The sequence below is a fragment of the Ruegeria sp. CH6 genome (genome assembly GCF_056537005.1).
The window spans coordinates 66,484-80,811 of sequence record NZ_JBQFQS010000012.1 but is presented as its reverse complement, the minus strand read 5'-3'; the positions used below and the strand labels follow the sequence as shown (position 1 = coordinate 80,811).

General features: G+C 55.8%; 12 protein-coding genes. 7 read left to right on the top strand and 5 right to left on the bottom strand.

Features of this window, described 5'->3' with window-relative positions; all coding sequences use genetic code 11:
• The first annotated feature begins 4 nt into the window (after positions 1–4).
• The 7 genes from cysQ to ACR0CW_RS18930 all read left to right on the top strand — a co-directional run bounded on the left by cysQ (position 5) and on the right by ACR0CW_RS18930 (position 7,993).
• Positions 5–802 carry a 3'(2'),5'-bisphosphate nucleotidase CysQ gene (gene cysQ, locus ACR0CW_RS18960; protein ID WP_480788969.1) on the top strand — a complete coding sequence of 266 codons (798 nt, stop codon included), beginning with the start codon at positions 5–7 and terminating at the stop codon, positions 800–802.
• Complete coding sequence (locus ACR0CW_RS18955; RefSeq protein ID WP_480744192.1) at positions 802–1,602, top strand: 3-deoxy-manno-octulosonate cytidylyltransferase family protein; 801 nt, start codon at positions 802–804, stop codon at positions 1,600–1,602. Before cysQ ends, ACR0CW_RS18955 begins: the two co-directional genes overlap by 1 nt.
• A 61-nt stretch (positions 1,603–1,663) precedes the next feature.
• Entirely contained in the window at positions 1,664–2,647 is a 984-nt protein-coding gene (gene galE / locus ACR0CW_RS18950; protein ID WP_480788968.1) for a UDP-glucose 4-epimerase GalE, read from the top strand.
• Positions 2,644–3,687 (top strand): glycosyltransferase family 2 protein, encoded by a 1,044-nt coding sequence (locus ACR0CW_RS18945; RefSeq protein WP_480788967.1) that lies wholly within the window; start codon positions 2,644–2,646, stop codon positions 3,685–3,687. The genes galE and ACR0CW_RS18945 overlap by 4 nt, the downstream gene beginning before the upstream one ends.
• A gap of 182 nt (positions 3,688–3,869) precedes the next feature.
• A complete protein-coding gene (locus tag ACR0CW_RS18940; RefSeq protein WP_480744184.1) occupies positions 3,870–4,856 on the top strand; it encodes a glycosyltransferase family 2 protein in 987 nt (328 codons plus the stop codon).
• Positions 4,853–6,553 carry a DUF5927 domain-containing protein gene (locus ACR0CW_RS18935; RefSeq protein WP_480788966.1) on the top strand — a complete coding sequence of 567 codons (1,701 nt, stop codon included), beginning with the start codon at positions 4,853–4,855 and terminating at the stop codon, positions 6,551–6,553. Before ACR0CW_RS18940 ends, ACR0CW_RS18935 begins: the two co-directional genes overlap by 4 nt.
• 6 nt (positions 6,554–6,559) lie before the next feature.
• Positions 6,560–7,993, top strand: coding sequence for a nodulation protein NodH (locus ACR0CW_RS18930; protein ID WP_480788965.1), 1,434 nt, complete (start codon positions 6,560–6,562; stop codon positions 7,991–7,993).
• A 6-nt stretch (positions 7,994–7,999) separates the two neighbouring features.
• On the opposite strand, the gene ACR0CW_RS18925 is transcribed toward ACR0CW_RS18930, so the two are convergent.
• The 5 genes from ACR0CW_RS18925 to ACR0CW_RS18905 are packed head-to-tail and all read right to left on the bottom strand — an operon-like array spanning position 8,000 to position 14,318.
• The gene (locus ACR0CW_RS18925) at positions 8,000–8,518 is read right to left on the bottom strand and encodes a L,D-transpeptidase family protein (RefSeq protein WP_155144196.1); all 519 of its coding nucleotides are present in this window, start codon (positions 8,516–8,518) and stop codon (positions 8,000–8,002) included.
• A gap of 57 nt (positions 8,519–8,575) precedes the next feature.
• Positions 8,576–9,361 (bottom strand): ion transporter, encoded by a 786-nt coding sequence (locus ACR0CW_RS18920; protein ID WP_155144194.1) that lies wholly within the window; start codon positions 9,359–9,361, stop codon positions 8,576–8,578.
• Between the two features lie 20 nt (positions 9,362–9,381).
• Entirely contained in the window at positions 9,382–10,611 is a 1,230-nt protein-coding gene (locus ACR0CW_RS18915; protein WP_480788964.1) for a class I SAM-dependent RNA methyltransferase, read from the bottom strand.
• A 39-nt stretch (positions 10,612–10,650) separates the two neighbouring features.
• Positions 10,651–12,483 carry an ABC transporter ATP-binding protein gene (locus ACR0CW_RS18910; protein ID WP_480788963.1) on the bottom strand — a complete coding sequence of 611 codons (1,833 nt, stop codon included), beginning with the start codon at positions 12,481–12,483 and terminating at the stop codon, positions 10,651–10,653.
• The gene (locus tag ACR0CW_RS18905; RefSeq protein ID WP_480788962.1) at positions 12,480–14,318 is read right to left on the bottom strand and encodes an ABC transporter ATP-binding protein; all 1,839 of its coding nucleotides are present in this window, start codon (positions 14,316–14,318) and stop codon (positions 12,480–12,482) included. The genes ACR0CW_RS18910 and ACR0CW_RS18905 overlap by 4 nt, the downstream gene beginning before the upstream one ends.
• Positions 14,319–14,328: the final 10 nt, after the last annotated feature.

Below are 14,328 nucleotides of genomic sequence, written 5' to 3'. Positions count from 1 at the left end.
TTTTGTGACCTACGACGCCCTCATTCCCGTCATCCGACGTCTGGCCCTGGAAGCAGGCGACAAGATCATGGAGATATACGAGGCGGATGATTTCGACGTGAAGGTCAAATCGGATGCCAGCCCCGTCACCGAGGCAGACGAAGCCGCAGACGCCCTGATCTCGGCAGGACTGCGGACGGCATTCCCCGATATCCTGTTGGTGACCGAAGAACAGGCCGCCTCGCATTCGGAAAAGGGCGATACGTTCCTGATTGTCGACCCGCTGGATGGAACCAAAGAATTCATCAACCGCCGTGGTGATTTCACGGTGAACATTGCACTGGTGGAGAATGGTGTCCCGACCCGCGGTGTGGTCTATGCCCCTGCGCGAGGGCGTATGTTCTATACTCAGGCTGATGGGCAATCGGTTGAAGAAACCGGTGCTCTGAACAAGGAGCAGACAGGCGAGTTGACACCAATATCAGTCTCTAACCCGGACAATACGGCACTTTTGGTCGTCGCCTCAAAATCCCATCGTGATCAGGCAACAGACGATTACATCAACAAATATCAGGTGCAGGACAGCAAAAGCGCGGGTTCGTCACTGAAGTTCTGCCTGGTCGCCACCGGCGAGGCCGACATCTATCCCCGTGTGGGTCGCACTATGGAATGGGACACGGCCGCCGGGCACGCAGTGCTGGCCGGTGCCGGTGGTGATGTCGTGCGGTTCGACGATCACTCCCCGCTGACATATGGCAAGGACGGCTATGCCAACCCGTTCTTCATCGCCTATGCTCCGGGTGTTGAGCTGAAGGAGGCCTGATGTCCGTTCTGATTGCGATCCCTGCCCGCTATGCCTCGTCGCGCTATCCGGGCAAACCTCTTGTGCCGCTGACCGGTGCGACCGGTAACTCGATGACGCTGATTGAACGGTCCTGGCGTGCCGCAAAATCGGTCGCTGGCGTCGACCGCGTTGTGGTGGCCACCGATGACGACCGCATTCGCGAAGTTGCGGAAGGTTTCGGGGCCGAGGTCACAATGACTTCGGAGAACTGTGCCAATGGCACCGAACGCTGTGCCGAGGCGCACTCGGTTCTGGGCAATGGGTATGACATCGTTGTGAATTTGCAGGGGGACGCACCCCTGACGCCGCACTGGTTTGTCGAAGATCTGATTGAAGGCTTGCGCGCCGCACCCGAGGCGGGCGTTGCGACCCCTGTGTTGCGCTGCGACGGGGATGCCCTGAACGGTTTGCTGAATGACCGTAAGCATGACCGCGTCGGGGGCACAACCGCCGTTTTCGGCACAGATCACAGCGCACTGTATTTTTCGAAAGAGGTCATTCCTTTCACCTCGGAAACCTATGCCAGTACCGAACCAACCCCGGTGTTTCATCATGTTGGCGTCTACGCCTATCGACCAGACGCTCTGTCGGCCTATCCAGGCTGGCCAACCGGGCCGCTTGAGACATTGGAAGGGCTTGAACAGCTGCGTTTCATGGAAAACGGGCGCAAAGTTCTGTGTGTCGAGGTTGAAGCCAAGGGTCGGCAGTTCTGGGAACTGAACAATCCGCAGGACGTAGCAAAGATCGAAGAGATGATGGCTGCGATGGGGCTGGAATAGCCCCCTTACGTGCCTCCGAATAACCAAATCGACATTCTGACCGGATGTTGTGGGACCAAAAATGAACAACATACTCGTAACCGGCGGCGCCGGGTATATCGGATCACATGCCTGCAAGGCTCTGGCGCGCGCGGGCTATGTTCCGGTCACCTACGACAATCTCGTTACCGGATGGCAGGATTCGGTGAAATTCGGCCCGTTCGAACGCGGAGACCTGTTGGATCGTGAGCGGCTGGACGAGGTCTTTGCCAAATACAAACCGGCTGCCGTCATGCATTTTGCCGCACTCAGTCAGGTTGGCGAGGCCATGTCAGAACCGGGCAGATACTGGTCAAACAACGTCACCGGATCACTGAACCTGATCGAAGCCGCTGTTGCAGCGGATTGCTTGAATTTCGTCTTCTCCTCGACCTGTGCCACATATGGAGAACATGACAATGTGGTTCTGGACGAGGACACGCCACAGCATCCGCTGAATGCCTATGGCGCATCAAAACGCGCGATCGAGGATATCCTGCGCGATTTCGAGGCATCGCACCGGCTGAAACACGTGATCTTTCGCTATTTCAACGTGGCTGGCGCCGATCCGGACAGCGAAGTTGGTGAATTCCACCGACCGGAAACTCATCTGGTTCCGCTCATGCTGGATGCGATCGATGGCAAACGTGATGCGCTGACCGTGAATGGCACGGATTACGATACACCGGATGGCACCTGCATTCGTGATTATGTGCATGTCTGCGATCTGGTGGACGCGCATGTTCTGGGTTTGCATTGGCTGGAACAGGATAAGGGCAGCCGAGTATTCAACCTGGGAACCGGTTCAGGGTTTTCGGTACTGGACGTGATCAGCCATTCGAAAGCGGTCACCAATCGTACGGTGCCCTATATCACCGGACCACGTCGTGAAGGTGACTGTACCAAGCTGGTTTCGGGCTCTGCCCGCGCTGAAACCGAACTGGGCTGGCAGCCGAAAAGATCAACGTTAGAGACAATGATTGCCGACGCCTGGCGCTGGCATCAGACTGGCGACTATCAAAAATGAGCCACGCAGCGGAACAGATGCACGACTCTATCGGGTGGCTGCAGATGTATCGGTTGCGCATGAAAAGACGACGGCTTCTATGGCGATCCTTTCGCAGCCGTCACCAGTTGAACAGCCTGTCGGACAGAACCCGATTGATCGCAAAGGGCGACATCCTGTCCTTCACAACCCTGCGCAATGAACTCGAGCGCCTGCCCTGGTTCTTTCGTCACTATCGTAGCCTTGGCGTTGATCACTTTCTGATGGTGGATAATGGCAGCGACGATGGAACGGTCGCGTATTTGCTGGAACAACCGGACGTTTCCCTGTGGCGAACCGATGCCAGCTATCGCGGTTCTCGCTTTGGCCTGGACTGGCTGACTTGGCTGCAAATGCGGTACGGCCACGACCATTGGACCCTGATGGTGGATGCCGACGAGTTACTGATCTACGCCCATCACGACACGAGATCACTGAAGGATCTGACGGCATGGCTTCAAAACCGTGGCCATAACGCCTTTGGTGCCTTGATGCTGGACATGTATCCCAAGGGTCACCTGGATCAGCACGAATACGATCTGCAGTCCAATCCACTGGACCTCCTGAATTGGTTCGACAACGGCCCCTATCGCGCACAGCGTCAAAACCCATTGGGAAACCTCTGGGTTCAGGGCGGTGTGCGGGAGAGAGTGTTTTTTGCCGATCATCCTGACCGTTCACCGACACTCAACAAGATCCCGTTGGTTCACTGGTCCAGACGCTATGCGTATGTAAATTCATGCCATTCTGCCCTGCCACGGCACTTGAATTTTGCCTATGACGGGCCCGGGGGCGACACACCCGCCGGCGTGTTGTTGCATACAAAATTCTTGCCTCAGGTCATCAAAAACGCGGAAACCGAAAAAGAGAGGCGGCAGCATTTTCATGATCCCGACCTATTCGGGCCATACTATGATGCAATCGTCGCAGCGCCCAACCTGTGGAACGCACACTCTGTCCGCTACACCGGATGGGCGCAGCTTGAGGGGCTGGGTTTGATGAATTCAAAAGGCTGGAACTGAATGGGGAACGATCCCGTTGGAAAACCCGTTTCAGGCTAACACCTTTTAAATACATTGCTTCTCAAGGTGCTAAAGTGTCATAAAACGGTAATTGCCCGGTACGATCTCGGCTCAGGCCAACCCGGGCATGCTCGCGTCATAGAAGGTTAGGCAGTCGCGTGAGCCTTTTGGATTCTTATCGGATGAGATTGCGGCGCAAGCGCCGCCTTTTGCGCTGTGTGCGTAAACGACGCGAGTTGAAACCTTTCAAAGACAACACCGCGAACATCCAAAGCGACAGCGTTCTGTTGATGAGCGTTGTACGCAACGAAAAGATCCGGCTGCCCTACTTTTTGTCCTATTATCGTAAATTGGGCATCGATCACTTTCTCTTTGTCGACAACAACAGTGATGATGGCACTGCTGAGTATCTGAGCGAACAGCCAGATGTCTCGCTCTGGAGCGCCAGAGCCAGCTACAAGCGCGCTTCTTTCGGTCTCGACTGGTCAAACTACCTGCTGCGCAAATACGCACGTGATCATTGGGTTTTGACGGTCGATCCGGACGAGTTCTTCATTTACCCATTCTGTGACACGCGCCCGATCCGGGCCCTGACCGACTGGCTGGATAGCACAGGTGTTCGCAGCTTCGGCACGATGCTGATTGACATGTATCCGGAAGGTCCGGTTCAGGAGGCGGTGTATCACGAAGGGCAGGATCCGTTTGAAATCTCTCCCTGGTTCGACTCGGGAAACTACATGATCTCCAAGAATCCGACCTACGGGAATTTGTGGATTCAGGGTGGCCCTCGCAGCCGCGTTTTCTTTCAGGACAATCCGGAAAAGGCGCCTGCACTAAACAAAATCCCGCTGGTAAAGTGGGACAAGCGCTATGTCTATGTCAGCTCGACCCACTCTCTTCTGCCTCGTGGCTTGAACCAAGTTTACGACGAGTGGGGTGGTGAGAAAACCAGTGGCGCGCTGCTGCATGCTAAACTGATTGATATTCTGGGCGAAAAAGCGCGCGAGGAAATGACACGAAACCAGCATTATCGCGCGTCGGGAGAGTATCGTGCCTATCTGGAACAGCTGGAAGACCAGCCAGTCTTTTGGTGCAAGTGGTCCGAAAAGTACATCAACTGGCGGCAGCTTGAGATCCTTGGTCTGATGTCAAAGGGGAACTGGGCATGAGCACTCTGGGCATCGTCATGCTGGTTCACACTGCGCTGGATCGGGCGGAACAGGTCGCCCGTCACTGGACCGCTGCGGGCTGCCCGGTGGTCATTCACGTAGACCGTAAAGTACATGAAGAGACCTATACCAATTTCGTCTCATCCTGTTCCGATGATCCGCTGATATTGTTTAGCGAACGGCACGTCTGCGAATGGGGCGGTTGGGGGATCGTTGCGGCCTCACAATCGGCTGCGACCTTGATACTGGAACGGTTCCCAGATGTGCGCCATGTCTATTTGTCCTCGGGTTCCTGCCTGCCGTTGCGGCCAGTGCAGGAACTGGTCGACTACCTGTCCGAACGGCCGCGCGAAGACTTTATCGAGAGCGCGACCACGGCTGATGTGAGCTGGACCGTCGGTGGCCTGGATCTTGAGAGGTTTACGCTACGCTTTCCGTTTTCATGGCGCAAACACCGGAAACTGTTCGATTCTTATGTCAAACTGCAACGCCTTCTGGGTTTTCGACGCAAAATACCCGATGGGCTGGTTCCACATATGGGCAGCCAATGGTGGTGTCTGACGCGACAGACCCTCACGGCGATTCTGCAGGACCCGAAACGGAAGGTGTATGATCGCTATTTCCGGCGTGTCTGGATACCGGACGAAAGCTATTTTCAGACGCTGGCTCGCCTGTACTCGATCCATATCGAAAGCCGGTCACTGACCTTGTCCAAATTCGACTATCAGGGCCGCCCACACATTTTCTACGACGACCATTTGCAGTTGCTGCGCCGATCCGATTGCTTTGTAGCACGGAAGATCTGGCCTCATGCGGATCGGTTGTACCAGACATTTCTGACCGATCAGACAGAGGCAATGAAACTGGCTGAACCAAACCCCGGCAAGATTGACCGGGTTTTTGCCAAAGCAGTCGAGCGTCGAACCCGGGGTCGCGACGGCCTGTATATGCAAAGCCGTTTTCCGCGACACGGTAGTGAAAACGGCCTGACTTCGTTTCCCTATTCCGTCTTTCAGGGCTTCTCTGAATTGTTCGAGGATTTCGAATCCTGGCTGGGCAACGCGACGGGAACGCGCGTCCATGGCCACTTGTTCGGACCTGAAAGAGCTGAATTTGCAGGCGGAGAAACCACGATCAACGGTGCATTGAGCGATGGTGCAAAACTGCGGGATTACAATCCGACCGCTTTTGTCTCTAACCTGATCTGGAACACGCGTGGAGAGAGACAGTGCTTTCAGTTCGGTCCGGCCGATACGCAAAAGATCAACTGGTTCCTTGCACGGGACAAGAACGCGCAGATTTCGGTGGTCACCGGCGCTTGGGCCGTACCGCTGTTCCGCTCGAACATGAATTTTGCCGACATCAGAAATGAAGCAGCGCGTCTGCAGCAGATTGAAACCAAGCAGCTTGAAGTGCTGGATTCAGTCTGGACCAAGGCAAAGGTCCGCATCTGGACGATGGCGGAGTTCGTTGAATCTCCGATGGAGCCGCTTCAGACGGTGATTGATGAAATCGGAACCGGTCAACCGGCTCATTTGTCCGAAGCCCCAACCATGGTTGATCTGACCGGCTTCGGAAAATTCCTGCAAAACCTCAAAAATCAGGGTATGCACCCGTATCTGGTCGGTGATTTTCCGGTGGATGATGTTTTTGGTGCTCAGACACGGCAATTCCGCAAACCATATCTGGTTCAATAGTCGGATATGAGCACAAAGTTCGACTATTTCATTGTTCTGGCTGCTATGCGTACCGGCTCGAACCTGTTGGAAGCCAACTTGAATGCGCTAGACGGCGTGGCGTGCCATGGCGAGGCATTCAATCCCCATTTTATCGGACGGCTAAAATCTGATGAGTTGTTTGGGGTTTCGCTGGAGGAACGCGACAAAGACCCTATGCGTCTGCTTGATGCGATCCGGGCTGCACCGGATGCCTTGAATGGTTTTCGCTATTTTCAGGAACACGATCCACGGGTGCTGCAGTCGGCACTGGATGATCCGCGATGCGCCAAGATCATTCTGTCGCGTAACCCACTGGACAGCTATGTGTCGCTGAAAATCGCTCGCAAAACCAAGCAATGGCAGCTGACCAACATAAAGGTACGAAAAGACGCTCAGATCGAATTTGATCCGGTGGATTTTGCCAGCTACCTGGATGAGCAGCAGGAATTCAAAGAGATGCTGCAGAACCATCTGCAGAAGACCGGCCAGACAGCATTTCATATAAATTATGATGATCTGAACCAGTTAGAGATTCTGAATGGTCTGGCCGCATGGCTGGGAGTTGGATCCCGGCTGGATGCACTTGATGACAGGCTGAAGCCTCAGAATCCTGCTCCGGCCCTGTCGAAAGTGACAAATCCGGTTGAGATGGAAAATGCGCTGTCGAAAATCGACGGCTTCAATCTGCATCGAGTTCCAATTTTTGAGCCGCGCCGCGGTCCAGCGGTCTCGCGGTACATTGCAGCCCCAAAGACGCCATTGATGTATTTGCCGATCCGCGGCGGACCAGAAGCTGTTGTTGCACAATGGCTGGCTGGTCTGGATACCGTGGATGCGCGGGACCTGTTGACCGATCGTAACCGCAAGCAGATGCGCCAATGGATGCAAGCCAACCCCGGGCATCGCAAGTTCACGGTGCTAAGGCATCCGCTGGCGCGCGCGCACTCGGTGTTTTGCAGTCACATCCTCAACAAAGGCCCGGGCGCATATCTCAACATCCGCAACATGCTGCGGAACAAGTACAAGATCCCCTTTCCCGGCCAGGTTCGAAAAAACAACTATTCAAAAGAACAGCACTATGAGGCGTTCTCGGCCTTTCTGGTCTTTCTGCGCCATATTCTGGCAGGCCAAACACCCATCCGCGTCGACGGTCTGTGGTGCAGTCAGGTAAGCACGCTTGAGGGGATGTCTGTTTTTGCCATGCCCGACTTCATTCTGCGAGAAGAAGAAATCGAAACCGCACTACCCGAGTTGGCCCGTAAGGTTGGGCACACCAATCCGCCAATACTCGGCACTTCTGAAGCGGACGTTCCGTTCTTGCTGTCGGATATCTATGATGCTGAGCTTGAAGCGCTGGCGGCCGAAACCTACCAGCGCGACTACGTGCTCTATGGGTTCAAGGACTGGAAGCCGCTGTGAGCCGGTTCAGGGCCGTAGCGTGATCAGCGTACCTTCGTTGACCATTGCATAGATCTCTTCGATCTCTTCATTCTTGACCGCGATGCAACCAGCTGTCCAATCAGGTGTCTTCCTTGCTCGCTTGAACTCGGAACGAAGATTGGGTTGCCCGTGGATAAAAATATCTCCACCCGGATCAACGCCTGCGGCCTTGGCTTGGGCGATATCCTTCGAGTCAGGATAGGAAATGCCTAGCGACAGATGATACCGGCTGCGTGGGTTTCGGCGGTCGATCAGATACGACCCTTCCGGTGTACGGCCATCCCCACGCTTAAACTTGGTGCCGCTCGGCGCAAACCCAAGATCCACGTCATACTCCTTCAGAACCTGTTCATGGTGCAAAAGATAGAGTTTTCGTGCGCCCTTGTTGACGACCAGCGATGTCACCTCGGGTCCGTTGTAGGAAAGAAATCTGGGGCCTGCTGATGCGCATGCTGAAAGGCTCAGCGTTGCCATTGCCCCCAAACCAAATGCTCGACGATCCATATTTTCACTGCCTGCTGCTTTTTTTGGCTATTATGCCAAAAAAGCTAAAAACTGAAATCACTTTTTGCTGTTTGACTGCGCAATCAGGTGTTTCTCGATGATCTCAAGCCGTTCCAGCACCTCATCGCGATAGGCATCGGTCTTTTCACCATCCTCGGCATGGTGCGCGTCCTGCATCGAATTCACGATAAGACCAACCAAAAGGTTCACCACCGCAAAGGTCGTCACCATGATGAACGGAACAAAGAACATCCATGCATAGGGGTACACTTCCATCACAGGGCGCACGATACCCATCGACCAGCTTTCCAGCGTCATGATCTGGAACAAGGTATAGGCAGACAGCCCGAGATCACCGAACCATTCAGGAAAGGACTGTGAGAACAGCTTGGTCGCGATCACCGCACCGATATAGAACAGGATGGCCATCAAAAGGAAAACGCTGGCCATGCCGGGCAGTGCCGAGATAAACCCCTCGACCACGCGACGCAGGCGTGGCGCCACCGAGATCACGCGCAGGACCCGCAAAATCCGAAGTGCACGCAAGACCGACAAGCCGCCAGCGCCCGGCACAAGAGCGATACCGACGATCACAAAATCAAAGACATTCCAGCCATTGCTGAAAAAACGGCGCCCGGTCGAAATCAGCTTCATCGCGATTTCAGCCACAAAGATAGTAAGGCAGACGCTGTCCAGAAACACGATCACTGGGCCAGCCTTGTCCATGAGACTGGGAGAGGTTTCCATACCCAGCAGGACGGCGTTGATAAGGATCACACCGGTGATGAATTGCGAAAATCCAGCGCTTTCGACAAAGCCTTGCAAACGCTGCCTGATCCCCATTTGGGCGCTCTCCTGTTGATTCATGATTTTTTCGACATGTTGAAGTGGCCTACGAGTTCGGTGTGTGACGACCACCGAAATTGGTCAACCACCTGCACCCATTCAAGGGTGTAACCGGCCTGAGCCAGAATTTTTGCGTCACGCGCAAAGCTGACCGGATTGCACGATACATAGGCGATGACAGGGCGTTTGGCTTGCACCAGCTCTTGAACCTGCGCTTCGGCACCGGCACGTGGTGGATCCAGGACTACTGCGTCAAAGGATTTCAGTTCATCTGGCATCAGGGGGCGGCGAAACAGATCGCGCGCCTCGGTTGTCACTTTCTTGAGGCCTTCTGCCTTGCGCCATGCCTGATCCAGCGCACGGGTCATGGCCGCTTCTCCCTCGACAGCATGGACCTCAGATCCTTCAGCCAGTGGAAGCGAGAAGGTACCACTACCAGCAAACAGATCGACAACCCGTTTAGATGATCCGACAATTTCCAGAACAGCCTGTGTTAGAGCCTGTTCTCCATCTTTTGTCGCCTGCAGAAATGCTCCGGGGGGTGGAACAACCTGCGCTTTGCCAAACCGCTGTACTGGCGGTTGGCGCATTGCGATCACCTCATCATCCCAAGTCAGACGAGCCAGCCCATGCTGTTCCGTCGCTTGCGCCAGCGCCAGCTCCAACGGCCCATCCAGCGGCTTGCCACCTTTGACCGACACATCAAGACCCGCCTCGGACAGGGTCAGGGTAACGGCAAGAACACCCTTACGGCTGCCACCCAGCACTGCCAACGCCTCGGCAACGGGAATGGCGGCAATCAGCGCTGGGTCCAGCAGGTGACAGTCAGGGATTTCGGTGATCGTATCAGACGCACGACCGTGAAAGCCAGCCAGGGTGCCCTTTTTCGTGCGCCTTACAGCAACGGTTGCACGGCGGCGGGATCGTTCAGGTGAGGTATGGATCGGACGCATCGGTGCCTCCAACCCTTGTGCTGCGAGCGCTGTCCGCACCACTTCAACTTTCCAGTCGGCAACGAATGTATCTGATGCGTGCTGCAACTGGCACCCGCCACAGGCTTTGTAATGGCGGCAGGGCGCCTTAACCCGGTCGTCTGATGGCGTGTTGACGCGAATATCATTCAGCAGGGTGCCAACAAGCGTGCCACTGACCACCTCGCCCGGAAGGGTTCGAGGGGCGTAAACGGGGCCATAGGCGATACCGTCGCCCTGATGACCAAGGCGGAGAATGGTGTATTCCTGCGTCATGGGGGGCCTGATAGCCGGGCTTACGCTGTAAAAGAACCCCTATTCCGCAGCTTCGGTCTGAATGAAGCCGCCGGACTGGCGATGCCAGAACCGCGCATACAGCCCGCCCTGTGCCAGCAGAGTGTCATGTGCACCGTCCTCGACGATGCGGCCTTGATCCAGAACGATGATCCGATCCATTTCGCTGAGCGTCGACAAGCGGTGCGCAATAGCCAGAACCGTTTTGCCTTCCATCACGCGATGCAGGGCGGTCTGGATGGACGCCTCAACTTCTGAATCAAGGGCTGAGGTTGCCTCATCCAATACAAGGATCGGCGCGTCCTTAAGGATTGCGCGGGCCAAAGCGATCCTCTGACGCTGTCCTCCGCTCAGCTTCACGCCTCGCTCACCCAGATGGGCGTCATACCCTGTCCGGCCCTGAGCATCCTGCAGGCCCAGAATAAACTCATGCGCTTCGGCCTTGTGTGCGGCCGCGATCATTTCTTCTTCCGTAGCATCCGGGCGTCCATACAGGATGTTTTCGCGCGCCGAGCGATTGAACATGGCAGTTTCCTGCGTGACCATGCCGATATGACGGCGCAGGCTGTCCTGAGTCACCTGTGAGATATCCTGACCATCAATCAATATCGCACCGTTTTCCCTGTCATAGAGCCGCAACAGAAGAGAAACCAGGGTCGACTTACCTGCACCGGAAGCCCCGACGATACCCAGCTTTTCACCGGGCCTTATCGTCAGATCCAGATCTGTGACACCTCCGATATTCCGACCATAGGCAAAGCTGACGTCATCGAACCTGATCCCGCCTTCGGCAACTTTCAGATCAGCAGCGCGCGCCGCATCTTCAACGCGGTTTCGCTTGGCCAGAGTGTTCATGCCATTTTCGATCTCGCCAACATTGGCATAAAGGCCCATCAGCGTGAAACTGACCCAACCGGTCATCTGAGCGATGCGAATGGACACAGCGCCGGCAGCAACGATGTCGCCGGTCGTCGCACTGCCGGCCTGCCACAACAGTACCGTGGCACCCAACAACAACACAGGCAGAACCCCGGCAAGCGTCATCAGGATAAAGCGGAAGCTCGCTGAGAGCTTTCCGAAATCCAGCGATCTTTCCCGCAATTCGACCATGGCGTTACGGGCGGCGTGATCCTCGAACTCGGAATGCGCGAACAGTTTGACAGTTTTGATATTGGTGATGGTATCGACCACCTGCCCCGACACCATTGCACGCGCCCCTGCACGCGCGGCCGAGCGTTTGCGAATACGCGGCAGATACCAGCGGATCAGCCAGAAATAGATGGCAAGCCAGGCTGCGAACGGGACCATAACCAGCGGATGAATAGACCCTAACAAAAGCAAAGAGCCGACAAGCGACGCCAAGGCAAAGACAATTGCGCTGATGGTTTCCGACACCACCGACGCCATCGCATTCGAGGTCTGCATCTGCTTTTGGGCAATCCGGCCCGCGAAATCGTCATCGAAATAAGTCACCGACTGGCCCAGCGTCCAGCGATTGAGCTTGGCCAGAACCAACGGCGTGATGTTCGGCATCACGATGTAGTTATTCGATAGCGATGAGAGCCCGAACAGGATCGGGCGGATCAGCATGAAAAACGCGATCGCCCCGATGATCATCCAGGCATTTCGGGCGGATAAAAACTCTTCTGGTCCGCTTGCGGTTGCCACATCGATAACATGGCCAAGGATCCATGCCGTTCCGGCCTCCATCGCGCCTGCGGTGGCGGAAAAGAAGGCGGCGACAAACAACATCGGCCATGCGCCGGACAGGCACCAGCGAATAAACGCCCCCAACGTCTGCGGTGGGGGCGTTTCGGTGTCCGTGAACGGATAAATCAGATCTGCGATTCTCATTCAGCGGCCTCCGGGTTCATGAAGCCGCCAGATTGCCGCGCCCAGAACTGAGCGTAAAGACCACCGTGCGACAACAATTCCGCATGGGCGCCTTCTTCGACGATCCGACCACCATCCATCACCAGAATCCGGTCCATCTGAGCAATGGTACTCAGCCGGTGCGCAATCGCGATCACGGTCTTGCCTTGCATCATGCCGTAGAGGGTCTCCTGAATCGATGCTTCGACCTCGGAATCTAGCGCAGATGTCGCCTCGTCCAGCAAAAGGATTGGTGCGTCTTTCAGGATCACCCGCGCAAGCGTCACACGCTGGCGCTGACCACCGCTGAGTTTGACACCACGCTCACCCACATGCGCGTCATATCCTGTCCGGCCCTGCGGATCCTGAAGGTCCAGAATGAACTCATGCGCTTCGGCTTGTTTGGCGGCGGCGATCATCTGCTCTTCGGTCGCATCGGGGCGACCGTACAGGATATTGTCGCGCACCGACCGATGCAGCAACGCACTGTCCTGTTGAACCATCCCGATCCGCTGACGCAGACTGTCCTGAGTAACAGAACTGATGTCCTGGCCATCGATCAGGATTGCACCGCGTTCGACGTCGTAAAACCGCAAAAGCAGCTTTACCAGAGTCGATTTCCCGGCACCTGAACGCCCGATCAGACCGATCTTTTCACCTGGCTGGATAGTCAGGTTGATATGATCCAGACCACCCGTTTCACGACCGTAGTGGTGAGACAGATCGCGAATTTCGATCTCGCCCGAAGTCAGCTGCAAGGGCCGTGCGCCTTTGACATCCAACAGATCAACAGGCTGCGCGATGGTTTCCATTCCCTCGGCGACAACACCCAGTTGGCGGAAAAAGCTGGTCAGCGCCCACATGATCCATCCGGTCATCGCGTTCAGCCGCAACGTCAGGGCAGTTGCAGCTGCAACAACGCCAACCGATGCACTGCCCTGCATCCACAAGGCAATCGCCCAACCTACAACACCGATGATCAACAGGCCGTTCAGCGTGACCAGAACTGCGTCCATGATGGTGAAGATGCGCATCTCGACCTGAAATGTTCGGCGCGTTGCCTCGATAGCCTCGCGCGCATAGTCCAGTTCCTGATCCGCATGGGCAAACATCTTGACCGAATGGATATTGGTATAGCTGTCCACCACACGCCCGGTTACCGTTGAACGCGCATCAGATGCGGCCTGCGAGGCCGGTCCAACCCGCCGCACCGTCCAGCGCACCAGCAGCCCATAGAACACCAGCCAGATCAGCAGCGGCACCAACAACCGAGGATCAGCTGCCATCAACAGAATGGCCGCACCGATCAGATAGGCCAGCGAGAAGGAAATCGCGTCAAAGACCTGAAAGATCACCTCTCCCGCTGCGGGCGGTGTCTGCATGATCCGGTTTGCGATACGTCCGGCAAAGTCATTCTCGAACCAGCCAACCGATTGACGCAGAACGTGTTTATGCGCGCGCCAGCGGATCAGCGTCCCAAAATTCGGCAAGATCGCGTTATTCAGCAACAGCACGTCAATCACGTGCAGCGCGGGCCGCAATAGCAGAACAAAGGCTGCCATCAGCAGCAGTTCTGTGCCGTGCGCCTGCCAGACTTCGGTCGGTGAACCCGACAGCAGGTCGACGACGCGGCCCATATAATAGATCAAGCCGATCTCGACCCCTGCCACGATGATTGACAGAAGTGCTGCCCAGACAAACACGCGCACGAATGGGCGCGAGTAGTCCAGCATGAAGGGCCACAGCCGCGTTGGCGGCGTGTCTACTTCGTCATAAGCGACAAAAGGGTCTACGAGGTTTTCGAAATAGCGAAACATGGAGAGTGCT